The organism is Lysinibacillus sp. UBA5994 (assembly GCF_002429725.1).
In the GTDB taxonomy this organism is placed as follows: domain Bacteria; phylum Bacillota; class Bacilli; order Bacillales_A; family Planococcaceae; genus Lysinibacillus; species Lysinibacillus capsici.
Genome location: NZ_DJAU01000030.1, coordinates 44,906 through 68,826, shown reverse-complemented (window position 1 = coordinate 68,826; position 23,921 = coordinate 44,906). Strand labels below are relative to the sequence as shown.

The window sequence follows — 23,921 nt, the reverse complement described above, 5'->3', positions numbered from 1 at the left end:
TTCAATCAAGTCTGGGTGCTTTTCAAAATATGGAAGCGTTAACAATTTATCTTTTAGTCGAAAGGCAAATTTATTTTCACCCTCCGTTAATGTACGGCTTTCCCAGCTCACAAGTTCACATAATAGGGCACGTAGTTTTTCGGGTGTATCCCACATAAAAGTATTCATGATTTTTTCTCCTTTTATAGAAAAGTTTTTTATTTTCAAGATGATATAAATAGATAATTAGTAGAGAAATACATATTTTTACCGTTATATATTTTTCACTATATGAAATTAAATCTACATAGTGGAATATAAATTCATCGTAAATGCAAAACAACAAATTGTCAATTTGAATTTTTGTGAATACTCGTAATTTTCTGCGCTAATTGAGTGGAACTATGTATATATTTCATGTAGCATCTATTTATATGCATAAAAATTAGTTAAAATAAAATGAAACTACATTTAAAAGCAGGGCTACATGTAAAAAATTGAAGGTACATAAAAATTTGATAATTTGCATGAATTTTAATTTCATAATGATCCTAGTAAAAGCTAAATGGATCTATAAAAACCTTAAGATAGTGATTATATGGGGAAATGAAAGGGAGTAATTGTAATGATTCAATCAATCGAAAGAGCAATGTTAGTTATAAATATACTGGCGAAGCATCCGAAGCGTTTTTTTACTGTGCAAGAAATTTTTAATGAAACAGACTTGCCTACTAGCACAATTTACAGATTATTATATACATTAGAGAGTTTTGATTTAGTAGAGAGAAATGAGAATAAAAAAGAATTTCGATTGGGGTATACATGGCTGCAACTAGGCATGAAAATGTATCATGAGACGGATATTAGAGAAAAAGCGCATCCTCTATTAGAAAACCTTGCATATGATGTTCGAGAAACAATCTATTTAAGTATTGCTAAACAGTTTGCATCCATTATTATTGATCGAATTGATAGTCCTAAAAATGTCCGTATTATTGATATGATTGGTGAAAAAATTCCATATCCTATAGGAGCTCCAAATAAAGTATTACTTGCGTTTTCTAAAAGCGATGTACAGCAACAATTTTTCCAACAACTTGAGGAGCCTGAGAAAGAAAAATTGATAGAGAGCCTCAATGATGTAAGAGAAAAAGGCTTTGCCATAAGCGTTGGAGAAAAAACAAAGGGGACAGTATCCATAGCAGCACCTATATTTGATTCAAATAAACAAACAATTGCAGCCATTAGTGCAGAGTGCTTTGAATATGATACAGATGCTGAAAAATTAGAAAGTATAACACAGGAAGTCATTAAAACTGCACAGCAGCTATCCTTTGAATTAGGATATATATAAGATTGCTTATTACGATAAAAACCATCTGATGTCAGTAATTAGTAGACATTAGATGGTTAATTTTTATATGAAAAGTGAGATTACTGTTGCTTGCTACTTATCAACCTTTTATAATAGTGGCTTTTCGAAGGTTTTATATTTAGCCATAGTAGAATGACAGCTACAAATGCCATCATAAAGGATGCACTAATGACAACTGAGCGTATAGTAATCCATTCAGCGAAAATCCCAAAAATAGTAGTAAAAATAATAATAAAAAGTGCTTCAAAAAATCCATAAATACTTCCTATACGACCCATGCTCTCAGAGGGAATATTATTTTGATAAAATGTATAAAATCCTGTATTCGCAAAGGCAGTTGCAAAGGATAATACAAAGCAACCTATAGCAGCTATAAGAAAGGAAAAGGATGAGGTAAATATTAAATAGCCCAGTGCTGTTACGAGAGACCCCATACCTATTAACCAAGAAGTTGGTATTTTTTCAACAATAACAGAGTTGGTTAGCGAGCCAAATAAAACACCTACCCCTGCGATACTGACTAAAATCCCATATTCTCCTTCGGATAAAGCTAATATCTGTGTTGCAAAGGCAGCCTCCAAAGAATCAGTAGCTGTCATCAAGATGATGATAGCACTAAACAACAAATAGACTACCATAACATAGGAATTTTTTAAGCTAAAGCGTATAACCATTTGCCAATCCAGAAGCAATACTCGAAAAAGGGATGCTTTTTCTGTACGATTAATAAATTTTTCAAGGGCTTCAATGTTCGGCATTTTGAACGTTATACAGGCTGATAGAAATAAAGCAATCGCGTTTAAATATATGGCCATATAGGGTGTTCCGACTGTGAACAAGAAACCTGCGATTGCTGGTCCAGTTAGAAATGCACCAGAGTCGAGTAAGCTGCGTAATGCATTAAAACGTTTCCTTTGTTCGACAGGAATTAACTTAGTGATATAAGTCATAGATGTCGGCTGATACATAGAGCTAGCTACTGTAATGAGAAAAACAAGGACATACATCCACAAGAGGCTAGAAAAGCAGGGGAGTATGACAATGAGTATAGATTGAACCAAATTTAGAAAAATCATTAGCTTTTTCTTATTAAAACGATCGATTAGGCTTCCTGACCAAAAATTAGTGAACAAGGAAGAGATCGCTCTTACAATATACAATCCAGAGACAGCCAGAGCAGATTCTGTGAGGTTTAACACAATTAAATTTAAGGCGATAAAATAAATCCATTCGCCAACACTTGAAACACCAATACTACATAATAGGATGGCAGGATAACGCCAGCTTTCTAAAGCTTTTCTCATATAAATTCCTCCTTAAGCAAAGTGACGATTTGCAAAATAAAAAACCCCACCTCCAAGACGATTAGTCTTAGGGACGAGGTTGTAGAATTTATATACTCACGTGGTGCCACCCTAGTTCACTATTATGTCACCATAATAGCCTTTTCAGTACGGCATAGAGCCTATGCTTATACTGTAACTCTATAACGGGAGTTCCCGTCGCACCATCATTCAAACAAAATCCAATGCGCTACTCCGAGGCTTGTTTCAATAATTCGTTCTTACTCGTTTTCAGCAATCCGAGCTCTCTGGGAAGAACAGCCTTATTTACTCTTCTCTTCAATGTATTTTTGCTAGTGTAGCATATGTACACGATTTTGGTAAATAGTACTATAAAAATATTACTAATTATTTTGTAGGAAGATTTTTAATTGTGTTATCAGCGATTGGCAGTGCTGTATGGATAAAACAGCATTCAAAGGAATTTCAAGTGAATGATTAAGGTCCTCAAAAACAGCAAGCTGAAGGGTAGCAAGTTGCGCTAGCTTCTCCTGTGAATAATGAGGGTCCGCTGTACCAATTGCTAAAAATGCATGTTTGTCTAATAGATTTGTCATTGTATGTTGAAGAGAAAGTAATGGGGTGAAAAGTACATAACGAGCAGGAATAGAAGGAGTCTGCTGCATATAATAATCGACAATAGGCATAGTACCTAAAGATTTTCCTAGATAAACGACTTCTCTATAAGGCTTTGATTGCAAGCTATTTTCTACAATAGGGTTGGCAACACGATAGACCATTTTTGATATGGCTTGGGAGTCCTGTTCGAATTGCTGTTGCTCAAATGTATAATTGATTTGGACGACATCATAGCCAAGTTCTAACAGTAATGCCGTAGAATAATAAAGTATAGGTTTATCATAGGTATAGCCCGTGCCAGAGAGCATAAAACATACCTTATCGCTTGTTCCATCAAAAAAATTGTAGGATATACCATTGTACATGGCGTGCTTAGGTTTGATTTTCATGAATATTCCTCCATCATTTCTATATATAGTATATAATTTTACCATAGCAAGGAGGGAGAAATTTATGAAGGCTATTATTATCAATGAATTTGGTACATCGGATGTTTTAACTTTTATTGATTGTCCAAAACCGACTATTTCTGAGGGTGAAGTCTTAATAAGGACAACCCATACAAGCGTAAATTTTGCAGATATTAAAAATCGCACAGGTAATAAAGCTAAAGCAAATTTTCCGATGGTTCTTGGTTTAGATGTTGCAGGGGTAATTGAAGAAGTTTTTAATGATAGCAGTGGTTTTCAAAAGGGTGACCAAGTTATCGCATTCCCGAAAAACGGTGCTTATGCAGAATTTGTAGTAGCAAAGGAACAACTAGTTTTTAAAATTCCTAGTGGGGTACCAATCGAGAAGGTAGCAGCTGTACCGACAGTTTTATTTTTATCATATATGTTAACACATCAAATAGCGGCCATTGGTCAGCAGGATGCCGTCTTAATTCATGCTGCTTCTGGTGGGGTAGGGACAATGCTTGTCCAAATGGCCAAAAGGCTCGGAGCTAAACAGATTATAGGTACGGTGAGTAATTTAGAAAAAGCCCCAATTGTTTATCAGCTTGGTGCGGATCATGTACTTACATATGATCAATTTAGTACAAATGTCAATGAACTTACAAAGGGTCAGGGTGTTGATATTGTGTACGATTCTATTGCAGGAGCTATCACCGAGGAGAGTTTAACTTGTTTAGCGCCTTATGGCACTCTTGTCCAATTCGGGAATAGTGGAGGAAGAGCAGGAAATATAAAAACAGCAGATTTACACAATAGCTGCCGCAATATAAAAGGATTTAGCTTAGGTACGACAAGAGCTTTGAAGCCAGAACTGTTACAACAGGTGGCGCAGGATATTTTCTCTTTAGTAAACGAAGACAGTTTTCAGGTGCCAATTGCTAAAATATTTGCCTTAGAGGAAATGAAAAAGGCTCATGAATTTATGGAAAGTCGTCAGCACCAAGGAAAAATACTTATTAAAATATAAAGCACAAAAAAGATGACACCCATATTTGGAGTGTCATCTTTTGTCGATCAACAATCTAGTTCAGTAAGTTTTTCATAAATACGTCTTTTACGATAAAGCATAATACCAGTTTCGGCTACATCCTGAATCATGCCTTTATTAGCATAGGCTCCAAAAACCATCCCTGCGATAGGGATCATTTGAAACAGCTTTTTCCAGCCTAGCTGATCACGGTATGTGTAAAATACCTCCTGCCATCCTTGAAGCTGAGAAATCATGTTATCTGAAGCCTTTTTTGAGCTATTTATAGTAGAAAGCTCCTGTAAGATTGCTTCTTTACCAACAATATCAGCAGAGGTAAATTGTAGACATTTTACAATAAAAATACGTTCCATTTTATCGTTCGGATCATAGCCATGAATAATTGCTATTTCTTGCAAAGTTTTTAGTGCAGTCCCTAAAATCATTGGAATATCAATAGCTAAAGTAAAGATGCCACCAAAGCCAGTAGAGGCTCCTTGTACAGTAGCAAATTTCACACGTTCATTTTGTAATTTGTCACTGAGGGAGATCATGTCCTCTAAAGGGATCTGACCAATATCAGATATAGTTATAATATGCTGAGTGGAAGAATGGTCACGAATTTTTTGTATCATGGCTTGTTCATTGATTAAATACTTTCCACCGGACTGAATATAATTGCCTAGTTCATCTACCAATAAAGCAATTTTATTTTGGAGAAAGGCAGGTGTCATTTTATCTAATAATTTAAATGGTATTCTCCCTAATTTCTCCCAAAACCATAAATCTTTTTGATCTTTTTCCCACACTTGAATCTCTTGTAAATGCTGCTCTAATAACTCTCGATTCTCCATTATTGTCTTATCCCCTTATGTGTCCATTTAACTTTAAATACGAAAAAAACTATATAAAGTTTCGCTTTATTTAAATGAGATTTCGACAAACTAATGAATCACATGCTATTGCCAAACGGACGCAAGGAGTGCAATTCCTTCATTTATTTGCTGAAGTGTCAGTCCACCATACCCTATAATGATCATGGTTTCATTTGTTCCATTCTGATAGGAGGTAGAGCATGGATAGACTTGAACCCCTACCTCTTGAGCAAGCTGGAGCGCTCTACTCTCGGTGAGATGTTGTGGTAGCTTGATGACTATATGAAGTCCGGATTTTTCACCGATTACTTGAAATTCATTTGAAAAATGTGAAGAGATGGCGGTCAATAATGCTTGTTGTTTTTTACGATAGATTGTTCGCATTTTTGCCAAATGCTTATCGAATAGACCTTGTGCAAGAAAGTCTGCTAAGACAAGTTGGTCTACTTTGGAGACAACCGATTTTTGCTCAGAATGAAAAGTCATAAACGGCACTACTAAAGACTTTGGAAGGATCATATAACTAATGCGTAAGGATGGAAGCAATGTTTTCGAAAATGTTCCGAAATAAATGACACGCTGAAGCTGATCCATTTTTGCTAAAGACGGGATTGGTAGCCCCTTATAACGAAATTCGGAATCATAATCATCTTCAATAATAAGCCCCGTGTTCGAGTTAGCCCATTGTAACAATGCCACTCTTCTTTCTATGGTCATAATCATGCCTAATGGAAATTGATGAGCAGGTGTTGTGTATAACATGTGAATTGGTGTTGCAGGGAGTGTAACCCCTGAATAGTCCACAGGAATCGCCTCTGTGGACAATCCACATTGCTGTAAAACGGCACGCACTCTTTTAAATCCTGGCTCCTCTAACCCAACGCGTATCGCAGACCCAAGAAAATGACAAAGAGCCTGAAGCTGGCTTTGTGTACCACTGTATATAAATACCTGTGAAGCATCACAGCTAACCCCACGAGAACGCTCTACATAGCGGGCAATCTCTGTGCGTAAAGTTGTCTCTCCCTCCCAAGGGCTTGTTGATAAGTTGTTACTATTAAAATGCTTTTTTATAAGCTTGTGCCAAGCAGCATAGGGAAAAGCCTCGTTATCCACATGTCCATTTGTAAAATCAAATTGTATATTGTTAGGGATATTGTTACTTGGAACAGATACATGCCGGGGTACTTGCTGTAGCCAATCAAATTCAAAGGGCGCAATAAAATAACCAGAACGCTCTTTACTATAAATATAGCCTTCTGCAAGTAACTGCTCATAGGCTTCCTTTATGGTGTGTACACTCACATTCAATGTTAGGGCGAGAGCTCGTTTAGAAGGCAGTTGTTCATGAGCAAGTAATTTTTTAGTAATAATCTTATGCTTTATTTCTTCATAGATTTGAATGTATTTCGCTAGATTGCCTGTAAATATAATGGAGAGCTCCAGATAATTTCCTCCTCCTCTGGTATGGTTGATTTTTTAGTAATTGGTTATATATATCATATCAATTTTACCGTTAAATAAGTAAAAAGGAGTGAAGTGTAATGGAATTTATAACATTAGAAAATGAAGTGGTTAAACTAAAGCCTTTAGAATTGAGCGATTTACCAGGAATTTTAGAGACAGGAAGTTATCCAGAAATTTGGTCACATATGTCCACAACCATAGAAAAAAAGGAAGATGTGAATAAATTTGTGGAAAACGCATTAAAGGCAAAAAACGAAAAAACAGAATTTCCATTTGTGATTGTGGATAAACAATCAGGGGACATTATCGGGTCTACACGTTTTATGGATATTGATGACAAGCATCAGCGATTAGAAATTGGCTATACATGGCTAACACCCGCATACTGGCGTACAGCTATTAATACTAATTGTAAGTATTTGCTATTACGATACTCTTTTGAGCATCTTCATTTACAACGTGTACAAATAAAAACGGATCATGAAAATATTCGTTCTCAACAGGCAATTGAGCGAATTGGTGCTACAAAAGAGGGAATATTGCGTAACCATATGATTCGCAAAGATGGGACAACTAGGCATACCGTTATGTATAGCATTACAATAGAAGAATGGCCACAGGTGAAAAAGCATTTAGAAAGTCTACTAGTGCAATTGGGATGTTAATAGGTATAAAAAGGGATTTATATAACCCGTAAAACCCTTTTTTCTTATAAAAAGTGTCAAAAAATAAAGGGGAGGGTAGAGTAGAGTACCGAAAAATTGAAAGAGGGTAATCTACTTGAAACCTAAATACACGTTAAGACAAATTTATGGTGATAATGCTGTGTATACACCAAGAACACCGTATAGCGATAATCCGTGGATGATGGATGATCCTCATAAGCTAGATGCTTTAACCTCAAGAGAAGTTGCTATTGCTGATATCCCCGTGCTAGTACATCGAGCAACACAAACAGAAAAGGCGCAAGAGCTTCATCAATTAGCAGGATTACCATGGGTAGAACAGCCTTATAGCTATGAGACTCAAGAGGAATATCTGGCACAGATCCAAACTTGGTGTAAGGAAGGGAAGACCATTGTATGTCAATATATACACGACCTGGAGCATATGGATCGTCAATGTTATTGGATGGATGCGGAGAAATTTAATGAGTTGAATACAAAAGCTTATATTGATCATTTAATCGATAGTAAATATGTGCCAAGTCGTTTAAATGTGGAGACGTATAGACTTTCAGATGCCATTAAAAATTGGCAGCCCCCTGTAGTATTAAAGCCTGGTGATGATTCGCCAACCTCGGGAGGATATGGCGTTACCATTTGTCATAATAAAGATGAATTGACGGAAGGTTTACGACAATTTCGCATGACAGGAACTGAAAGTATAATTATTGAGGAGCTTTTACAGACAAAGGACAACTATAGCTGTCAATTTGTTTACTCAGAGGAGCTAGGGATTCAATACTTAGGAGCTTCCCAGCAAATTACGGATGATAACGGCATTTACGAAGGGAATATCATTGTAGATAAAGTACCCGAAAAAGTAATTGAAGTAGGAAAGCATATTATGGAACGTGGCGTTGAGGAAGGCTTTGTAGGTGTGGCAGGCTTTGATTTAATTGTCACGGAAGCTGGTGATGTTCAAGCAATAGACTTAAATTTCCGCCAAAATGGTTCAACCTCAATGCTGATGTTTCATGATGCTTTAGGAAAGCCCATCAATAAATTTAGCTCCTATTCAGCACAAAGCCCACAACAGAATGATCATTTCTATCAAACAATTAAGAAATATATAGAAAAGGGTATGTTATTTCCTTTATCTTTCTATGATGGTGATTATTTTGAGGAGTCCGTCCCTTCAAGATTTGTCGGTGTATGGTATGCAGATACGTTAGAGGAAATTGAAAAACGGGAGAAGGAATTATTACCTGAAGAAAAGAATGGTCTTTAATCGACCATTCTTTTTTTATAGATAATTGCTGCGAAAATCCAAGAAAGAAGAGACCATACAATTATCGTAATCATAGGAATAAGAACATCTGCCATAGAATACTTACCTTCTAACGCCTCTGCTAAAAGTAATAACTGTGAGCTTGGTAGCCATTCAGCTAATTTTAAGATTGGGTATGCCGAAGATAGAGCTAAGGCCAGAGGACCAAATGAGAAGATAACCATTACAGGCAACACAATAATAGATGCTTCCATAATAGATTTAGCAAATAAACCACATATTGTACCTAGAGCAATATAAAACACAGCAGAAAGCAATAATGCAATTGCTAAGATAAAAAGGTTTGCAGGTTCGTAGCCAACTAGAAAAATAGCCATTGTTACAGATACAATTGTAACAATTAGAACAAACAGGCTTTTACCAATTAAAATATCTCCAAGTGAGGCAGGGGAGAGCATAAGACTGCGAAGAGTGTTTTTTTCCTTTTCTTCTGCAATTAAACTACATTGTACGTAAGTAGTCACTATGGAAAATGTCATGTTAATTGGTAGAAAATACATGCTAATAGTATTTGCACCTAATTGATTATATAAAAACGCCATTATAAGTGGTAGTAATACCATAGTTGATACGGCATAGTTACGTGAGAATTCCTTATAATCCTTCATCAATATAGCTTGAATACGTGTCATTGAAATATTCATACTAAATCACTCCCTGTTATTTGCATAAAAATGTCACCTAGTGTTGGCTCGTTTGTATAGATACGTGTAACTTGATCGGATTGCATCCATTGAAATAACTTCTCTGCATCTTGAGAACCATTTTCTATAATTTCCTGTTCACCATTTTTAAGCTCTACTGTAATAGTGTCAGAGCCAAATTCTTTTTTTAGATCTTTTGGAGCGCCGATTGCTCGGATTTTCCCTTTATGCAGGAAAGCAACACGATCACAAAGTATTTCTGCTTCGCTCATATTGTGTGTTGTTAAAAAAATTGTTGTACCCATAGCATTTAATTTTCGTAAGCCATTATATATATGTTGTGTATTTACTGGGTCCAAAGCAGAAGTAGGCTCATCTAAAAATAATAATTCGGGCTTGTGCATAATTGCACGAGCAAGTGTAACACGTTGAATCATTCCTTTGGAAAGCTGACTGATCTTTTTCTTACGTTCTGCATATAAATTGACAAAGTCCAAAGCTTCTTTTACAGCAGATTGAGATAGCTGATATAAATTACTATAAAGTATTAAATTTTCTTCAATTGATAGTCTCGTATACAAGCCACTATTATCTGTTAAAATACCAAAACGTTTACGATTTTGACTTTGCTTCATTTCAGATGCATGTTGCCCAAATAATAGAACATTACCTGCCGATTTATCTGTTTGTGCGGTTAATATTTTAATTGTAGTAGTTTTACCAGAACCACTTGGGCCAAGAAAGCCGAATATTTCCCCTTTTTTAATGGTAAAGGAAACATCCTGTAATGCTGTTTCATTATTAAAAATTTTTTTCAAATGTTGCACATCAATCACTGCGTTCATGTGTAACCTCCTGTTTGTTGTTGATGTCTACACTATAAACAACAAGGGTAAGGCTCACAGTAAAAATCATGTGAAAGGCAGAAAAAGAACCTTCAATGGAATTTTATTAAAGGTGACAGGAGTCGATTATTTCCTGGGAAATCTACTAAATTCCGAGTATTTCCTTTAAAGTTGCCAATTTATTTTTCGACAGTGGAACAACTGTCTTTTCTGTACTGTTGAGTGCTAAGCTATAGCTATTGCGTGTCCAAGTAATAATCTCTCGAACCTTTTGTAGGTTCACAATATAAGAACGATGGCTTCTAAAAAAGCCGAATGGTGTCAATTTTTGCTCTAACTCATTTAGCGATAGAGTACATGGATAAGCTTCACCTGCTACATAAATAGATACTTCTCCTTCAACACTTTCAATATAATCAATTTCGGGTGGATTAAATAAAATAATCTTTTCATTTTTCTTTGTTGGGATTTTATCTAGTCGAATTGGTGCATCTTCAAGAGGCTTTGGAGCTTGCTCAAGGCTACCCTCTTTTACGTCTAAAGGATGTAAGTCTGCACCATCTAATCGATGTATAGTTGTACTTGCAACCATTAAGTCTTCTAGATTATTTGATAACAAAATGATAATTTTATGCTCTTTTGCGAGATTTTTTAATAACTGTTGGATAGTTTGCTTTGAAAATTCATCTATATTTTGAAAGGGTTCTTCTAAAATTTGAATAGATGCCGGATGTAGGTACATATTCAATAGTTTTAATCGCTGTTTTTCACTATTAGAAAGCTTACTAATTCTATTGTTTTTTTGTTCAGTAAGTTTAAAAAGCTTCAATATGTTCTCTGTTTCATTAGTTGGGCGGTTAAAAAGCTTTAAAATGAACTGGATATACTCGCGCGCTGTGAGTCGCTCATATAACGAGCTTTCACGAAAAGAAGTATACGTATCATCTCGTTTCATAAACCATTGCATTAATGTATGTATTTTGGAAACATCTGTATAGATGCCTATAATCGTGCCAGGTTGTAGAGAAAGATGGAAGCTTGGATAAATAACATTGCCTGCTTCAATATATGGATCAACCTGAATATCAATATTTTGTTCCACGTTTATTCCTCCTATAGCTTGCTAGCTTGTAAAAAGTATTGAATGTCGTTGAGTGCTTGCGAGTGGCTCAACTGACAGTAGTTTGAGTTAGAGGCATCCATAAAGCCATGTAAGCCTTGAAATTGTTTGATTTGAACATTCGGTATGTTTACAAGAGTATCCTTCAATGATTGAATATCAAAACTATCTTCATGGCTAGGTAAAACAACCAAAGTTGGACAAGATGGAATGTTATCAAGGTATTGGCGGATCCGTGAGCCATATACACAAATGACACGGTGTAGGGGGAGTGTAGTTAATCTCCAGGCTAAAGTTGCACCTACACTATATCCAATTAATATTACCTCGTTGTAGTTTTCACAAGCCTCCAATATTTTTGGGGAAAGCAACTCAAGAGGAGCATCAAAGCCAACTGTCTGTAAGAAAAAGTCATAGGCTTGTTTTTCCTGGTCATATGGAAAGGAAAGCCCTTCTGGATAAAGTGAAATAAGGGAAACGGCAGTGTCCTCATCGCTGTATATTTGTATTTGTTCTTCAATAAAATGATTAACTCCATAGATTTCATGTAATATAAAAATTTTTCTTTTCATTGTGCCCTCGATCTTTTTTCCAATAGTGTATCAAAAAGTAAGTAAAACGTATAATCTGCTTTTAGAATGAATAGTGCAAAAGCATAATGATGAAAATTTTTAGGGACAAATACATAAATTTATTTTTTTACTAATTACATAAATGAAAATATTAATAAAAGGTGACCACATCTGTTATTAATATCATGATTTGTTATAATTTTATTTGATAATGATTATCATTATCGTATAATGGAGTTAAGGAGGATTTTCCAAAGCAATATTTACATTTAGACATTTACGATTGAGCTGTTATGCAGTACGAGCTAGTCCAATTGTTGAGATAGTAATGACCAAATGAAAGGTGTGTTAGGAATTGTTAGAACAAGAATTGTATGATGTAACCATTATTGGTGGTGGGCCAGCGGGTTTATATTCAAGCTTTTATTGTGGTTTACGTGAAATGAAAACCAAGCTAATTGAATCACAACCACAGCTAGGCGGTAAAATTCATGTTTATCCAGAGAAAATGATTTGGGATGTGGGAGGTGTAACGCCTATATCAGGGGGGCAACTAATTAAACAATTAGTTGAGCAAGCCTTAACCTTTAATCCTTCTATTTATACAAATGAAAAAGTGCTGTCCATTGCTAAAAATGAAGATGGTATATTTGTCATCGCAGCAGAGTCAGGGAATATTCATTATTCCAAAACAGTTATCGTTGCTATTGGTGGTGGCATCCTAAATCCTCAAAAAATTGAAATTGAGGGGGCTGAACGCTTTGAAGTATCTAATTTAAATTACACAATTAAATCCTATGAAAAATTTAAAGATAAGGCAGTTATTATTTCTGGTGGTGGTAACACAGCGGTAGACTGGGCATTAGAATTAACGGAGGTAGCATCCAAGGTCTATTTAACTTATCGAAAAGATACATTGTCTGCACATGAGGCTCAAATTACAGAGCTTGCAAATAGTTCGATCGAATGCCATTTCAATTCTGAAATTACTAAGCTGATTGCAGACGATCAAGCAGGAATGATTAAAGCTATTGCTTTAACAAATCATGAAACTGGGACTGTAACAGAAATTCCTGTTGATGAAGTTGTTATTAGTCATGGGTATGTGCGTGATAAAGAATTGTTAGATAATAGTCCATTAGCCATTGAGCGCAAAAATGATTATTTTATCGCTGGTACGATTAATAGTGAATCATCGATCCCAGGCCTTTATGCTGCGGGTGATATTTTGAGCCATGATGGTAAAATTCATTTAATTGCAGCAGCCTTTCATGATGCACTTCATGCAGTGAATAGTGCGAAGAAGTATATTCAACCTGATGCTTCTGAGGGAGGTATTGTTTCTTCACATAATGACATTTTCAAACAACGTAATCGTAAGCTATTACAGGAAAGTTTAAAATAATCAATTTTAGGAGCACTAATATATTGTTGGTGTTCCTTTCTTTTTGTCTTGATGTATATTTTAGAAGAAATACTTCTGATGGACTATCAATATAAAAAAGAAAACATAACGCTGATTATGGAGTATATATAAGAACATTATACAGAGAATATGATTGTCATGGATATCGCGAAACATTTTAATAAAGAGTCTATCTATTAGAGAAAAAAATGTTCGTCAACTCAAAAAATCTAAAATGTACCTGAGAAACTCTCATTTATCATTAAAGAATTTGCTGAAAAATCTCCAAAACAATTCCGTAAATAGATGAATTAACAAACACCTAATGAAAAAATAACTTTCATTAGGTGTTTTTCATCTAGAAATAACATAGCTTTTCCTTTTTTGGACACCCTAAACTAGAAAAAATGACATGGGGTGATGATCATGAAAATAGAAAGGTCGTCCGAGTGGGAAGAGGGCTTTATCGATCGATTAAATCATCTTGAAAAATGGGATAGCTGGACATTGTACAAGATGAACTATGATATTGTGAAAATGAAACTAATTCCTGATTTTACAGGATTGCAGGCTACAAAGTACTTACCTAATTTACAACCTTTGAAACACCAGTTAGAAGCAGCTGAAACAGTTATTGAACGTATGAATGGGAAAGCTATTTTAGCTGATGAAGTGGGGCTAGGTAAAACAATAGAAGCGGGCTTAATCTTAAAGGAATACCTTATTCGAGGTCTTGTGAAAAGAGCATTAATTTTAGCACCTGCTTCTTTAATTAATCAGTGGATTGAAGAGTTAAATATAAAATTTCATATTCCTGCCGTCGCATATAAAAAAAATTGCCCGATAGAGCGCTATGATGTCCTTATTATGAGTATGGATACGGCAAAAAAGAGTCCACATAGAGAGCGCATTTATGAGCAGGATTATGACATGATAATTATTGATGAGGCACATAAATTAAAAAATAATAAAACACAAATTTACGAGTTTGTACAAGGCTTAAAGAAAAAATTCTGCTTATTATTAACTGCCACACCTATTCAAAATGATATCTTTGAATTGTATTATTTAATCTCCTTATTAAAGCCTGGGCATCTTGGTAACTATGATGCCTTCCAATCGGCTTTCTCTGCTAGCAAGCATGATTTAGAACATGATGATTATTTAAAAGAGTTGGTTAATCAGGTAATGGTAAGAAATCGTAGGGAAGATACGGGGATTGATTGGACAAATCGTCGTGTTCAAATTGTACCGATTACATTTACGGACGAAGAAAGAGAAGTTTATGAAATGCTTGGCAACCTTCAAAACACAGGGTCATTTTCATTAATTACGTTGCAAAAAGAAATGTGTAGTAGCAAGGAAGCTACGGCATTAACATTAACGAATATGCTAGATGATCATGTACAACCACAAGAAATTGAAGCAATTATTACTAAATTAATGACCTTGGAAGTGAATTCAAAGGCGGAAAAGACATTGGAAATTGTTAAACAAGCAAATGACAAGGTTATTATTTTTACAGAATATCGTGCTACGCAAATTTATTTACAATGGTATTTACATTCTAATGGCATATCAAGTGTGCTATTTAATGGTAAGTTTAATAAAAGTAAACGAGATTATATGAAGCACCTATTTAAAGAAAGAGCACAGGTGCTCATCGCTACCGAGGCAGGTGGAGAGGGGATAAATCTTCAATTTTGTCATCATGTAATCAACTATGATCTACCTTGGAATCCAATGAAGCTAGAGCAACGTATTGGTCGTGTCCATCGTTTGGGACAGGAGCATGATGTCCATATTTATAATCTTGCCATTGAACATACAATTGAAGAGAAAATCTTGGAATTGCTTCATACAAAAATTGATGTGTTCGAGAAGGTGGTTGGCGATTTAGATGCCATTTTAACAAACTTTAAAGAATCTGTATAAGGTAGGGAGGTGCAGCTATGTATCCACAGCAAGTTCACCACTATTTAAAGGAATTTTTTATGGAGAATAACTGTGCAATTTTAGGAGAAGAGAATCATTATCTAACCGTTCAATTAACGATAGACATAGATAAAAGAATTATGAATAGGCCATTTTATTGGCAATATGTTGAAGCAACGAATAGCGAACCAAATCCAGCGCAAGTAACCTTTATTACAAATCAAACAGCAATGGCTGGTAATTTATTTGGGGAAGCTATTCATTACGGCTCTCCACGTTTAAATCAGATATTTTTAGCTACAAGGGAACTAGGAGCTTATGTTCAGTTGTTTGAAAAAGTGGATCGTGATATGGGGCAGGTTATTTTAACACCCTGGTTAGGTGTTAACTTTAAAGTTTCGTATTGCTGTGATCGTACAAAAGAAATGCTTTACTCATTTGGCATTAATTTATTGACGGGCGTCATCAAGGAGGGTTTTCATGAAAGGATTTGTTCTTCGGACTTTAACATAGAACCTGAAGAAAATGTATTTCATGTGCAATATATTATTAAGCCTGCCAGAGCACTGGAAAGATTGAAAGCTACAATTGAGTCAATTATTGAGCAGGATGACCATTCCTGGGCAACGGAAGCACAAAAACGATGGCAACGTGATCAACGTGTATTGGATTATTTTTATGAGGATATAGAGGATAAACCAGAGTGTTATGAAATTGAAAAAAAAGCATTAGAGGAGCAATATGAAGCAAAAATTAAAATAGAAGTCATTAATGGGGGATTATTTTATCTCTTTTAAATGAGGAGCTGTCTGACAAAAAGACAGCTCTTTTTCTGCTTTAATGATCTTCAACCATGCTTTGAAGCTGAGCCAATTTATTATCCCAAAATAAATGAAAGTATTGGAGCCAATCTTCAATCTCCTTTAAACGCTCCCTATGCAACGTATAGATTTTTTCACGACCTTTTTTTTGAGCAGAGATTAGCTCCGCCTGTTCCAATATTTTTAAATGCTTTACAACAGCCGTTCGACTAATCGTAAAATGCTCAGTAATATTGGAAATAGGTCTGTCGCTTGCTGCAAGGAGCTGTAAAACGCTTCTTCTTGTGGGATCAGCTATTGCTTGAAAAATATCATACTTTATGGCTGCTTCAGTCATTAGAATTCAGCAGCCTCTTTTAATTTATGATTAATAATCATTGTCCATCCGTTATCCATATTAGTACGTACGGCTTCAGTAGCAGTGTTTGCTTTAGGAATAATATGTGAAGCTTCCTTCCAGCCACCATGTGTTAAAGTAAATTCAGTATGCTCGCCTACTTCTTTTAACTCAAAAGTTACGAACCAGCCATCTTGATCCCAAGCAAATCGTAGAAAGTGTGGTGCATCTACACGTTCTACTTTACAGGGTGATGGGCCGAACGGTGATTGAATAGTGAATTCGTATCCTTCGATAGGTTGAAAATCATTTGGCATAAACCAAGCAGCTATTTTGTCAGCTGTTGCGACAGTCTCCCAAACTTTTTCGATAGGGGCATTTAATGTAATTGTTTTGACAATATCCTGTAATTTTTCAGTCATGTTCTATTACTCCTTTTTCAACGTTATTAAGTCCACTAGCAGAGGAATCTGTATAAAATATAACCATAGGGTGTTATGAATATATAACACCCTACGGTTATATGTCAACGGAAAAATTTTGTATCTTTCTGTTGGACTTGGCGTATGTTACAATTACTTTTATAATTTTCTGACAGAAAGGGTGGGCGTAATATGGTCAATATATCTGTATTCTTAGTTATGTGCATTTTACTTATTATTTTACCTGGCCCTGATACAGCGATTGCAACAAAAAACACACTGACTGTAAGTAGAAAGGGCGGTTTACAAACAATCATAGGTTCTTGTTGCGGTTTATTAATTCATACTTGTGCGGCTGTTATTGGACTTTCGGCGATTATTGTAAAATCCGCCTATATATTTGCTGTTTTAAAATATGTTGGTGCGGTTTATTTATGTTATTTAGGAATCAAGACCTTGTGGACACTTCGAACAATTCGAACACAATCTCCAGTTGTAGACGATGTAGGAAGTATAGAACACAAATATTCCCACCAATCTTGCTTTAAACAAGGGTTTCTCACAAATGTGACAAATCCAAAGGTCGCAGTATTTTTCCTAACATTTCTCCCTCAATTTGTAGATGGAAATAGTGGAACATTTTTTCCTTTTTTAATAATGGGTCTAATTTACACAGCATTAACAATGCTATGGTTTATCTTCTACGTGTACCTTTTAGATCGAATTAGTGCATTTATGAAAAAGCCATCAACTAAGGCAGTAATTGAAGGATTAACAGGTGCAATATTAATTGCATTTGGCATTAAATTAGCATTAGAAAAAGCTCACTAAAAAATACACACCTTTATAGAGTTATTTTTTACTATAAAGGTGGTGTATTTTTTGTTGGCACTTAATAAGATAAGGTCATTTCTCTTTGAAAAATTTTTATTTAAGTTGGCTTATATTTGTCAGTAGAAGGTTTTTAAGTCTTTCTTGTAAAAATTTTTTCTTTTCTGCACGCTTTTTATAGAGAGAAAAAGATTTTATAACAAATAAAGCTACTAGTATGATGACAATCAATAAAATAAATGAAAATAACATCGTAAAATCCTCTATCCAATTAGTTACATAGAAAGTTCGTTAGTAACAAAAATCTTATTCGTAATAACAAACGTTAATAATATATTTAAAGCAATTAATTTTGGTATGCCTTGTTGCTGAGTAATAATGTGAGAAAACTTTAAATTAGCTATACGGTTAGCTAATGTATACTCCTCGGCTCCTGTTACTTGTCTACCATCGGGTGTACACCCTAAAACAAAATGCCCAGCATAAGAATTCTTGAGCACATAGGGATGCATGGATTGATAATGAACTTCCATGATCGTATCTGCTTCAATCATATAATGATGAGTTACTAGGAATTTTTTTAATGCGCCTTTTAGGTCAATGGCAATGGCAGTATCAGCTAGAATTGTCCGAAAATAAACAGCCACGATGTTGGCATGTTTAATATAAGGCTTCACTTCAATGCAAATTTCACCAGAATGTTGTACAAATAGCTGAACAATTGCTTGATGAATTCCATCTGTTAAAGTGACCATGGTATTTCCGAAATGAGCACTTTTAAAGAAAATACTGTCATCAGCAATATAGCCAACAGCAATATGACGATTCTCAATATGTAGCGATTTAGCTTTCACTCCTAAAACTTCCTCACAGTTCTTTAATTCATAAACATGTTGCTGAAATGTAAGACCTAAATAATGCCTATTAACTATTCGATTTTCAAGCAATTGCTTCAACATCTGTTACATCTCCAATCTTTGATAAATTATGACAATATTTATAATTGATTGTAGGTCATATAACTCTCAAAAAACTCTCCAAAAGTCGAAAAGATACGTATAATGGCAGGGGTGAAAATATCTAAATTTTATAGTTCAACACATTGCAAAGGATTAAAAAGAAAGGATGGAGAATTTATTGCTAAAGGGTAGTACTTGTAGATGCTTTTATAACAAATACGAATAAATGGAGAAGATAGTGATGGAATTAAGAGATTTAAAAGCCTTTATGGCTGTTGTTGAGCATAGGAGTTTTACAAAGGCTGCACATGATTCCTTTGTATCTCAGCCTTCATTAAGCAAAAGTATCAAAAAATTAGAAGCATCATTACAAGTTGAATTGTTGAACAGATCAACGCGTAATGTAGAACTTACTGACGCAGGTAGTATTGTTTATCATCAAGGACAAAAAATAATGCAGGCTGTCCAAGAACTACATATTTTGCTAGACGATTTATTAAATATTAAGACAGGTGCTATCAAATTAGGAATTCCACCTTTAATTGGAACATTATTTTTCCCAGAAATCGCTAGGGGATTTCATCAGCTATATCCTGAAGTGCATTTAGCGCTTATCGAACGTGGTGCAAAAATGGTAGAAATGCTAGTTGAAAATGGTGATGTTGATATGGGCATCGTTGTATTACCAGTAGATGAAAGGAAGTTTGCTGTTCAATCCTTTATAGAAGACCAGTTTTATGTCTTTATGAATGAATCTCACCCCTATGCACACCAGAAATCCATAGCTTTACAAGATTTAAAAAATGAAACGTTCATTATCTTTGCAGAGGAGTTCACGCTTCACGACTATATAATTAAATCCTGTGAAAGTGTTGGCTTTACACCTACAATCGGCTATAAAAGTTCACAGTGGGACTTGATTGTAGAGTTAGTATCCTCCAATCTAGGGGTTACATTGTTACCCCATTCCATTGCAGCTAAGCAAACAAATACCAATGTGAAAATAATTCCATTAGATGATTTTGAAATGCCGTGGCGTTTAGGGATTATTACGAAGAAAAATACCTATCAATCTTATGCATTAAAACAGTTACTTGAAATGATAGGTAGGAATGGGGAAAAAAGATTTATTCCATATAAGAATAAGTAGTATTCTAATTAATTCCTTTACTTGTAAAATAGCAATGATGTAGAATTTTCCTTAATAAACGAGCAATTTAGGGAGGTTTCGAGATGGGGAATGGCAAGGTATGGAGTTCGTTTGAAGAGGCGATTGCGGATATTAAGGATGGAGATACATTAGCTGTAGGTGGCTTCGGGCTATGTGGTATACCCGAAAAATCAATCGCAGCATTAGTGCAGCAGGGAACTAAGGATTTAACCGTTGTCAGTAACAACTGTGGTGTAGATGACTGGGGATTGGGTCTACTATTAGCAAACAAGCAAATAAAAAAAATGGTTGCTTCTTATGTAGGAGAAAATAAGATTTTTGAACAACAATTTTTAAGTGGTGAGCTAGAAGTAGAGTTGACACCTCAAGGAACTCTTGCAGAACGTTTGCGTGCAGGTGGAGCTGGAATTCCTGGTTTTTATACAGCTACAGGGGTTGGCACACTAATTGCTGAAGGAAAAGAAGTGAAGGTTTTTGATGGCAAAGAATATATTTTGGAAGAAGGTATTGTTGCTGACTTTGCGCTGGTCAAAGCATGGAAAGCCGATAAGCTAGGGAATTTAGTTTACAGAAAAACATCACGCAATTTTAATCCATTAGCTGCTATGTCTGGGAAAATTACAATAGCTGAAGTGGAGGAAATTGTAGAAGTAGGCGAGCTAGATCCTGATCATATTCATACGCCAGGGGTTTTTGTACAACGTGTATTATTAGGTGAAAATTATGAGAAGCGTATTGAGCGTTTAACGGTGAAGAAGGGGGAAGCATGATGGATACAAGACAAAAAATTGTTAACCGAGCAGTAAAAGAAATAGCCAACGGTATGAATGTCAATTTAGGCATAGGTATTCCAACACTTGTGGCGAATGCAATCCCAACCGATTATGACGTACTCTTACAATCCGAAAACGGACTTCTCGGTATTGGTCCTTATCCAGTAGAAGATGCAGTAGATCCTGATTTAATCAATGCAGGTAAAGAAACAGTTACGGCAGTTCTAGGGGCATCCTTCTTTGACAGTGCAGAATCATTTGCAATGATTCGAGGTGGACATATTGACCTTGCCATCTTAGGAGGTATGGAGGTATCTGAAACAGGAGACCTTGCTAACTGGATGATTCCGGGGAAAATGGTGAAGGGCATGGGTGGCGCAATGGACCTTGTCGTCGGTGCAAAGAGAGTGATTGTCGTCATGGAGCATGTGAATAAAAATGGTGAATCTAAAATAAAAAAACAATGTGAACTGCCACTAACGGGTAAAGGTGTCGTACATCGATTAATTACAGATTTGGCTGTATTTGATTTTACGAAAGAGGGCATGCAACTGATAGAATTAGCAGATGGTGTTTCTTTAGAGGAAGTAAAAGAGAAAACAGCTGCTTCTTTTAGCGTTGCTCTTATCCAATAACTTCAGACTTAGGACTGTTTCCAGCGTTATGGTCTCATTTTACAATAGTCTAAAAAGGGGATTTCATAACAATGGAACAGCAATGGACAAATGAATTAGCAGTCGCACAGGTGCGTGTGGCAAGACCAACCGATCAGCTAAAGGAAGTAGAACGATTTTACTGTGAAGGTGTCGGATTAAAGAAAATTGGTTCGTTTACAGAACATCGTGGCTATAATGGTTTAATGATTGGTCTTCCAGATGCAGGTTATCACTTAGAATTTACTGAGCATAGTGACGGTAGCCCTTGTCCAGCACCAAGTAAGGACAATCTTCTCGTACTTTATATCCCAAACAGAGATACCATTCGTCATATTGCCGAACGTCTTGCGCTCATGGGATATCCCGAAGTTGAGCCTGAAAATCCATATTGGGCTGAGAAAGGGGTAACCATTGAAGACCCTGATGGCTGGCGTCTAGTATTCATGAATACGGAAGGCATTTAAATAGAAAATTTTAAGCACGAGCACGTATGTAGTCTCGTGTTTTTTTGTAACCTAAAATACCCCTTGTAGTATATAATCTGTTTAGGGGGTTACTAAATGCAACGAATAACGACATTAAACAAATGGTGCGAGGTTTTAGAGCAATCGAAGTTCAAACCTTGTCTTGTGTTAAAAATTAGCATGACATGTATAAGTAGTATTTCAGCATTAAAGGAATATAAAGAATTACAAACGGAATTGCCTAAATATCTTGTCATTGTACAAATGGATCGGGTAATTTCAAATGCTATTGCCTGTGATCTTCAAGTGAAGCACGAATCTCCTCAACTAATAATCCTGCAGGGTGGGAAAGGAATTTGGCAAGCAACTCACTACAAAATAAAGCACTCTCTTTTGGAAAACGCTATAGAACAATATGTAAAAAAAGATACTCCACAATAGGATGTGGGGTATCTTTATGTGATTAATCTTCTAAAGCCTCATCTTCATGATAATTTGTAGCGCTAGACTCGATATCGACCTGTAGATAATTGGCCCAGTCTATTTTGTGAAAATCCTCTTCACTAAAATAAATATTCAAAACCTCAGTCATTGTTTTGTCCCCATCAGGTTCAGTGAGAGGAGCATACCAAGTAATAGCAGGTGTCTTCACATTTTTTAATTTGGACAAATCAGCGAAAATTTTAGTAGAATCCTTTAGCATCTGGCTTTTCGATCCTTCTGTTACATCTGTATCTTGAATGGAAATTGTGACAACACCGTCTTTTGATTCATCCACAGAGAATTCGTTTTTCACAATCGCGCCTACAATATCTTCAACATTCGTATTTTGATCGACTGCCACTTCCTTTGGTTCAGCGCTCTTTCCACAAGCTACTAACAGTAGTGAAGTAAAAACCAATAGATAAATTATTTTCTTCAATGTCATAACCTCCCTTGTTACTCCATCTATGCGCAAAATGGGAGGGAATTATACAAAATACAAGAAGGTTGTCCTTACTTTTTATGAATGGTTAGGAAGTGATTGAATAAGGAGAAGAGGAGAGTAGGTTGAATATAAAAAAGCACCTTAACCTAAATAGCTAAGGTGCTGTATCAATCATGTATAAAAAGCCGCGTATGCCGTAGTTATTATAGAAAGTTTTAAACCACCACTCCTCAAAGTGGGTGTTCGCAGAAGTTTTCCTGCTTATCCTCATGCACCGTAGTGTGAGGCCCGTCATTCCAACTCCAATAATAAAACTCCCTTTTACAGCTTAAAGGTTAAAACTTAATATTATACGAACAATGCAGCCTTTATGGATATAATAAAGCATGATCGATAAACATGCAAGTAAGATGATAATGGCAAATTAGTCAATGGGCAAGTGTTCCAAATAGCGTTATAAACATCTTGTACTACCTTCAAAAAGGTGCTGATGTTTCATATTTTCTTCACAAATGCGAACGGAAAATACGAACAACCTTTGCTAAATAAGGTCGACTATGTAAAGATAGGAGCATAAAGAGGATTTTCCTAGTAAAAATATAAAAGGAGGAAGCAAAAATGGCAGCTTATCCAAATTGTCCAAAATGTCATTCAGAATATACATATGAGGATGGAGCAAATTATGTATGTCCAGAATGTGCGCATGAATGGAGTATGGACGCAACTGAACAGGAATCAGATGCACTTATTGTAAAAGATGCAAATGGTAATCTGTTAGCTGACGGCGATTCAGTTACTGTTATTAAGGATTTAAAGGTGAAGGGCAGTTCTTCCACTTTAAAAATTGGGACAAAGGTAAAAAGTATTCGTCTAGTGGAAGGCGATCATAATATCGACTGTAAAATTGATGGCTTTGGTGCCATGAAATTAAAATCAGAATTTGTGAAAAAGGCCTAACAAACAAAATGCACCTCAACTTTGGTAA

Annotated in this window: 26 protein-coding genes, 1 other RNA gene and 1 other annotated feature; of the genes, 14 read left to right on the top strand and 13 right to left on the bottom strand. The window is 35.6% G+C overall.

The features are described from left to right. Nucleotides 1–604: 604 nt before the first annotated feature. Nucleotides 605–1,333, top strand: a complete 729-nt coding sequence (locus B3D98_RS10765; RefSeq protein WP_288582933.1) for an IclR family transcriptional regulator — start codon at nucleotides 605–607, stop codon at nucleotides 1,331–1,333. Between the two features lie 80 nt (nucleotides 1,334–1,413). Here B3D98_RS10765 and B3D98_RS10760 read toward each other — a convergent pair whose 3' ends face one another. Beyond that, on the bottom strand, nucleotides 1,414–2,658 hold the full coding sequence (locus B3D98_RS10760; protein WP_048393177.1) for an MFS transporter: 1,245 nt from the start codon (nucleotides 2,656–2,658) through the stop codon (nucleotides 1,414–1,416). Nucleotides 2,659–2,724: 66 nt separating this feature from the next. Beyond that, nucleotides 2,725–2,989, bottom strand: a binding site (T-box leader). Nucleotides 2,990–3,041: 52 nt separating this feature from the next. After that, nucleotides 3,042–3,665, bottom strand: a complete 624-nt coding sequence (locus B3D98_RS10755) for an alpha/beta hydrolase (RefSeq protein ID WP_048393179.1) — start codon at nucleotides 3,663–3,665, stop codon at nucleotides 3,042–3,044. A gap of 64 nt (nucleotides 3,666–3,729) precedes the next feature. Between B3D98_RS10755 and B3D98_RS10750 the strand changes: the two genes are divergently transcribed. After that, nucleotides 3,730–4,698, top strand: a complete 969-nt coding sequence (locus tag B3D98_RS10750) for a quinone oxidoreductase family protein (RefSeq protein ID WP_103117341.1) — start codon at nucleotides 3,730–3,732, stop codon at nucleotides 4,696–4,698. Between the two features lie 47 nt (nucleotides 4,699–4,745). On the opposite strand, the gene B3D98_RS10745 is transcribed toward B3D98_RS10750, so the two are convergent. After that, nucleotides 4,746–5,552, bottom strand: a complete 807-nt coding sequence (locus tag B3D98_RS10745) for an EcsC family protein (protein WP_054549038.1) — start codon at nucleotides 5,550–5,552, stop codon at nucleotides 4,746–4,748. A gap of 105 nt (nucleotides 5,553–5,657) precedes the next feature. Further along, nucleotides 5,658–7,019 (bottom strand): PLP-dependent aminotransferase family protein, encoded by a 1,362-nt coding sequence (locus B3D98_RS10740; protein WP_066038403.1) that lies wholly within the window; start codon nucleotides 7,017–7,019, stop codon nucleotides 5,658–5,660. A 98-nt stretch (nucleotides 7,020–7,117) separates the two neighbouring features. Here B3D98_RS10740 and B3D98_RS10735 point away from each other — a divergent pair, with 98 nt between their 5' ends. Beyond that, nucleotides 7,118–7,705: a GNAT family N-acetyltransferase gene (locus B3D98_RS10735; RefSeq protein ID WP_066038404.1), complete on the top strand. Its 588-nt coding sequence runs from the start codon at nucleotides 7,118–7,120 to the stop codon at nucleotides 7,703–7,705. A gap of 115 nt (nucleotides 7,706–7,820) precedes the next feature. Continuing rightward, the gene (gene ldmS, locus B3D98_RS10730; protein ID WP_066038405.1) at nucleotides 7,821–8,993 is read left to right on the top strand and encodes an L-aspartate--L-methionine ligase LdmS; all 1,173 of its coding nucleotides are present in this window, start codon (nucleotides 7,821–7,823) and stop codon (nucleotides 8,991–8,993) included. On the opposite strand, the gene B3D98_RS10725 is transcribed toward ldmS, so the two are convergent. The 4 genes from B3D98_RS10725 to B3D98_RS10710 all read right to left on the bottom strand — a co-directional run bounded on the left by B3D98_RS10725 (nucleotide 8,990) and on the right by B3D98_RS10710 (nucleotide 12,234). Next, nucleotides 8,990–9,697: an ABC transporter permease gene (locus tag B3D98_RS10725; protein WP_048393188.1), complete on the bottom strand. Its 708-nt coding sequence runs from the start codon at nucleotides 9,695–9,697 to the stop codon at nucleotides 8,990–8,992. The two genes, ldmS and B3D98_RS10725, sit on opposite strands and share 4 nt — an antisense overlap. Next, nucleotides 9,694–10,542, bottom strand: coding sequence for an ABC transporter ATP-binding protein (locus tag B3D98_RS10720; protein WP_066038406.1), 849 nt, complete (start codon nucleotides 10,540–10,542; stop codon nucleotides 9,694–9,696). Before B3D98_RS10720 ends, B3D98_RS10725 begins: the two co-directional genes overlap by 4 nt. 145 nt (nucleotides 10,543–10,687) lie before the next feature. Continuing rightward, nucleotides 10,688–11,644 carry a LytTR family transcriptional regulator DNA-binding domain-containing protein gene (locus B3D98_RS10715; protein WP_066038407.1) on the bottom strand — a complete coding sequence of 319 codons (957 nt, stop codon included), beginning with the start codon at nucleotides 11,642–11,644 and terminating at the stop codon, nucleotides 10,688–10,690. 11 nt (nucleotides 11,645–11,655) lie between these two features. Next, nucleotides 11,656–12,234, bottom strand: coding sequence for a dienelactone hydrolase family protein (locus B3D98_RS10710; RefSeq protein WP_054549041.1), 579 nt, complete (start codon nucleotides 12,232–12,234; stop codon nucleotides 11,656–11,658). A 355-nt stretch (nucleotides 12,235–12,589) separates the two neighbouring features. Here B3D98_RS10710 and B3D98_RS10705 point away from each other — a divergent pair, with 355 nt between their 5' ends. The 3 genes from B3D98_RS10705 to B3D98_RS10695 all read left to right on the top strand — a co-directional run bounded on the left by B3D98_RS10705 (nucleotide 12,590) and on the right by B3D98_RS10695 (nucleotide 16,371). Next, nucleotides 12,590–13,639: an NAD(P)/FAD-dependent oxidoreductase gene (locus B3D98_RS10705; RefSeq protein WP_066038409.1), complete on the top strand. Its 1,050-nt coding sequence runs from the start codon at nucleotides 12,590–12,592 to the stop codon at nucleotides 13,637–13,639. Between the two features lie 420 nt (nucleotides 13,640–14,059). Beyond that, the gene (locus tag B3D98_RS10700; protein WP_048393198.1) at nucleotides 14,060–15,574 is read left to right on the top strand and encodes a DEAD/DEAH box helicase; all 1,515 of its coding nucleotides are present in this window, start codon (nucleotides 14,060–14,062) and stop codon (nucleotides 15,572–15,574) included. Between the two features lie 17 nt (nucleotides 15,575–15,591). Beyond that, complete coding sequence (locus B3D98_RS10695) at nucleotides 15,592–16,371, top strand: YqhG family protein (protein WP_288582921.1); 780 nt, start codon at nucleotides 15,592–15,594, stop codon at nucleotides 16,369–16,371. Nucleotides 16,372–16,411: 40 nt separating this feature from the next. On the opposite strand, the gene B3D98_RS10690 is transcribed toward B3D98_RS10695, so the two are convergent. Beyond that, the gene (locus B3D98_RS10690) at nucleotides 16,412–16,732 is read right to left on the bottom strand and encodes an ArsR/SmtB family transcription factor (protein WP_054549042.1); all 321 of its coding nucleotides are present in this window, start codon (nucleotides 16,730–16,732) and stop codon (nucleotides 16,412–16,414) included. After that, complete coding sequence (locus B3D98_RS10685; RefSeq protein ID WP_048393204.1) at nucleotides 16,732–17,154, bottom strand: SRPBCC family protein; 423 nt, start codon at nucleotides 17,152–17,154, stop codon at nucleotides 16,732–16,734. The genes B3D98_RS10690 and B3D98_RS10685 overlap by 1 nt, the downstream gene beginning before the upstream one ends. Before the next feature lie 192 nt (nucleotides 17,155–17,346). Between B3D98_RS10685 and B3D98_RS10680 the strand changes: the two genes are divergently transcribed. After that, the gene (locus tag B3D98_RS10680; RefSeq protein ID WP_066038411.1) at nucleotides 17,347–17,985 is read left to right on the top strand and encodes a LysE family translocator; all 639 of its coding nucleotides are present in this window, start codon (nucleotides 17,347–17,349) and stop codon (nucleotides 17,983–17,985) included. A 275-nt stretch (nucleotides 17,986–18,260) separates the two neighbouring features. Here the strand turns inward: B3D98_RS10680 and B3D98_RS10675 are convergent, their stop codons facing one another. After that, on the bottom strand, nucleotides 18,261–18,944 hold the full coding sequence (locus B3D98_RS10675; RefSeq protein ID WP_288582917.1) for a hypothetical protein: 684 nt from the start codon (nucleotides 18,942–18,944) through the stop codon (nucleotides 18,261–18,263). 241 nt (nucleotides 18,945–19,185) lie between these two features. On the opposite strand from B3D98_RS10675, the gene B3D98_RS10670 reads away from it, so the two are divergent. From B3D98_RS10670 to ytxJ, 5 genes are all read left to right on the top strand, one after another. After that, on the top strand, nucleotides 19,186–20,094 hold the full coding sequence (locus B3D98_RS10670; RefSeq protein WP_288582915.1) for a LysR family transcriptional regulator: 909 nt from the start codon (nucleotides 19,186–19,188) through the stop codon (nucleotides 20,092–20,094). Between the two features lie 83 nt (nucleotides 20,095–20,177). Next, nucleotides 20,178–20,885: a CoA transferase subunit A gene (locus B3D98_RS10665; protein ID WP_288582913.1), complete on the top strand. Its 708-nt coding sequence runs from the start codon at nucleotides 20,178–20,180 to the stop codon at nucleotides 20,883–20,885. Continuing rightward, the gene (locus tag B3D98_RS10660) at nucleotides 20,882–21,523 is read left to right on the top strand and encodes a 3-oxoacid CoA-transferase subunit B (protein WP_288582911.1); all 642 of its coding nucleotides are present in this window, start codon (nucleotides 20,882–20,884) and stop codon (nucleotides 21,521–21,523) included. Before B3D98_RS10665 ends, B3D98_RS10660 begins: the two co-directional genes overlap by 4 nt. A gap of 71 nt (nucleotides 21,524–21,594) precedes the next feature. Beyond that, entirely contained in the window at nucleotides 21,595–22,008 is a 414-nt protein-coding gene (locus B3D98_RS10655; protein ID WP_054549048.1) for a VOC family protein, read from the top strand. Nucleotides 22,009–22,104: 96 nt separating this feature from the next. Beyond that, nucleotides 22,105–22,449, top strand: a complete 345-nt coding sequence (gene ytxJ, locus B3D98_RS10650) for a bacillithiol system redox-active protein YtxJ (protein ID WP_066038413.1) — start codon at nucleotides 22,105–22,107, stop codon at nucleotides 22,447–22,449. Nucleotides 22,450–22,471: 22 nt separating this feature from the next. Here the strand turns inward: ytxJ and B3D98_RS10645 are convergent, their stop codons facing one another. Next, nucleotides 22,472–22,936 carry a hypothetical protein gene (locus tag B3D98_RS10645; RefSeq protein WP_232735603.1) on the bottom strand — a complete coding sequence of 155 codons (465 nt, stop codon included), beginning with the start codon at nucleotides 22,934–22,936 and terminating at the stop codon, nucleotides 22,472–22,474. A gap of 178 nt (nucleotides 22,937–23,114) precedes the next feature. Further along, nucleotides 23,115–23,307: non-coding RNA, 6S RNA (gene ssrS / locus B3D98_RS10640), on the bottom strand. A 247-nt stretch (nucleotides 23,308–23,554) separates the two neighbouring features. Between ssrS and B3D98_RS10635 the strand changes: the two genes are divergently transcribed. Next, the gene (locus B3D98_RS10635) at nucleotides 23,555–23,893 is read left to right on the top strand and encodes a zinc ribbon domain-containing protein YjdM (protein ID WP_048393229.1); all 339 of its coding nucleotides are present in this window, start codon (nucleotides 23,555–23,557) and stop codon (nucleotides 23,891–23,893) included. The last annotated feature ends 28 nt before the right edge of the window (nucleotides 23,894–23,921 follow it).

Bases quoted from the DNA above. Each gene is read 5' to 3' on its own strand.
- B3D98_RS10685 (WP_048393204.1), bottom strand. From the start codon at position 17,154: ATGACTGAAAAATTACAGGATATTGTCAAAACAATTACATTAAATGCC.
- B3D98_RS10720 (WP_066038406.1), bottom strand. From the start codon at position 10,542: ATGAACGCAGTGATTGATGTGCAACATTTGAAAAAAATTTTTAATAAT.
- B3D98_RS10665 (WP_288582913.1), top strand. From the start codon at position 20,178: ATGGGGAATGGCAAGGTATGGAGTTCGTTTGAAGAGGCGATTGCGGAT.
- B3D98_RS10765 (WP_288582933.1), top strand. From the start codon at position 605: ATGATTCAATCAATCGAAAGAGCAATGTTAGTTATAAATATACTGGCG.
- B3D98_RS10695 (WP_288582921.1), top strand. From the start codon at position 15,592: ATGTATCCACAGCAAGTTCACCACTATTTAAAGGAATTTTTTATGGAG.
- B3D98_RS10750 (WP_103117341.1), top strand. From the start codon at position 3,730: ATGAAGGCTATTATTATCAATGAATTTGGTACATCGGATGTTTTAACT.
- B3D98_RS10710 (WP_054549041.1), bottom strand. From the start codon at position 12,234: ATGAAAAGAAAAATTTTTATATTACATGAAATCTATGGAGTTAATCAT.
- B3D98_RS10690 (WP_054549042.1), bottom strand. From the start codon at position 16,732: ATGACTGAAGCAGCCATAAAGTATGATATTTTTCAAGCAATAGCTGAT.
- B3D98_RS10725 (WP_048393188.1), bottom strand. From the start codon at position 9,697: ATGAATATTTCAATGACACGTATTCAAGCTATATTGATGAAGGATTAT.
- B3D98_RS10635 (WP_048393229.1), top strand. From the start codon at position 23,555: ATGGCAGCTTATCCAAATTGTCCAAAATGTCATTCAGAATATACATAT.
- B3D98_RS10755 (WP_048393179.1), bottom strand. From the start codon at position 3,665: ATGAAAATCAAACCTAAGCACGCCATGTACAATGGTATATCCTACAAT.
- B3D98_RS10655 (WP_054549048.1), top strand. From the start codon at position 21,595: ATGGAACAGCAATGGACAAATGAATTAGCAGTCGCACAGGTGCGTGTG.
- B3D98_RS10745 (WP_054549038.1), bottom strand. From the start codon at position 5,552: ATGGAGAATCGAGAGTTATTAGAGCAGCATTTACAAGAGATTCAAGTG.
- B3D98_RS10660 (WP_288582911.1), top strand. From the start codon at position 20,882: ATGATGGATACAAGACAAAAAATTGTTAACCGAGCAGTAAAAGAAATA.
- B3D98_RS10645 (WP_232735603.1), bottom strand. From the start codon at position 22,936: ATGACATTGAAGAAAATAATTTATCTATTGGTTTTTACTTCACTACTG.
- B3D98_RS10675 (WP_288582917.1), bottom strand. From the start codon at position 18,944: ATGTTGAAGCAATTGCTTGAAAATCGAATAGTTAATAGGCATTATTTA.
- B3D98_RS10680 (WP_066038411.1), top strand. From the start codon at position 17,347: ATGGTCAATATATCTGTATTCTTAGTTATGTGCATTTTACTTATTATT.
- B3D98_RS10735 (WP_066038404.1), top strand. From the start codon at position 7,118: ATGGAATTTATAACATTAGAAAATGAAGTGGTTAAACTAAAGCCTTTA.
- B3D98_RS10700 (WP_048393198.1), top strand. From the start codon at position 14,060: ATGATCATGAAAATAGAAAGGTCGTCCGAGTGGGAAGAGGGCTTTATC.
- B3D98_RS10760 (WP_048393177.1), bottom strand. From the start codon at position 2,658: ATGAGAAAAGCTTTAGAAAGCTGGCGTTATCCTGCCATCCTATTATGT.
- ytxJ (WP_066038413.1), top strand. From the start codon at position 22,105: ATGCAACGAATAACGACATTAAACAAATGGTGCGAGGTTTTAGAGCAA.
- B3D98_RS10670 (WP_288582915.1), top strand. From the start codon at position 19,186: ATGGAATTAAGAGATTTAAAAGCCTTTATGGCTGTTGTTGAGCATAGG.